Origin of the sequence: Pedobacter sp. KBW01 (assembly GCF_003852395.1) — a bacterium.
Classification (GTDB): Bacteria; Bacteroidota; Bacteroidia; order Sphingobacteriales; family Sphingobacteriaceae; genus Pedobacter.
In genome coordinates this window covers 1-1,052 of the sequence record NZ_QAJQ01000050.1, presented here as the reverse complement: position 1 = coordinate 1,052, position 1,052 = coordinate 1, and the positions used below count along the sequence as shown (strand labels likewise).

The window sequence follows — 1,052 nt, the reverse complement described above, 5'->3', positions numbered from 1 at the left end:
GTAACCAACGATAGCGGCACATGGGTGTATAACCCAAGCACAAATACCTGGACGAATATTAACGGACCAAAAGGGGATAAAGGTGATGCAGGCGTTGCCGGTAAATCTGTAACCTTAACCAACAATACCGATGGTACCACAACTATTACCGATGGATCAGGCGGAACGGTAACGATTAAAAATGGTAAAGACGGTGTAAACGGAACAAATGGTGTAGACGGTAAATCTGTAACCTTAACCAACAATACTGATGGTACAACAACCATTACCGATGGATCAGGCGGAACGGTAACAATTAAAAATGGTAAGGACGGTATAAACGGAACGAATGGTGTAGATGGAAAATCTGTAACCTTAACCAACAATATTGATGGTACCACAACTATTACCGATGGATTAGGCGGAACGGTAACGATTAAAAATGGTAAAGACGGTGTAAACGGAACTAACGGAACAAATGGTGTAGACGGTAAATCTGTAACCTTAACCAACAATACTGATGGTACAACAACCATTACTGATGGATCAGGAGGAACGGTAACGATTAAAAATGGTAAGGACGGTGTAAACGGGACAAATGGTGTAGACGGTAAATCTGTAACCTTAACCAACAATACTGATGGTACAACAACCATTACCGATGGATCAGGGGGGACGGTAACAATTAAGAACGGTAAGGATGGAGTTGATGGAGCAACTGGTCCGCAAGGTCTGGTAGGAGCTACAGGTGCACAAGGTTTGAAAGGTGATAAAGGAGATATTGGAGCAACAGGCGCTATAGGTGCTACTGGTGCAACAGGTGCAATTGGCCCACAAGGTACTGCAGGAGCCGCAGGTGCACAAGGTTTGAAAGGTGATAAAGGAGATACTGGAGCGGCTGGCGCAGTAGGTGCTACTGGTGCAACAGGTGCAATTGGCCCACAAGGTACTGCAGGAGCTACAGGTGCACAAGGTTTGAAAGGTGATAAAGGAGATACTGGAGCGGCTGGTGCAGTGGGTGCTACTGGTGCAACAGGTGCAATTGGCCCGCAAGGTACTGCAGGAGCCACAGG

The 1,052-nt window shown here is 46.2% G+C and carries 1 pseudogene; it reads left to right on the top strand.

The features are described from left to right. Positions 1 to 1,052 (top strand): annotated as a pseudogene (locus DBR40_RS26455) (hypothetical protein); the annotation flags it as partial.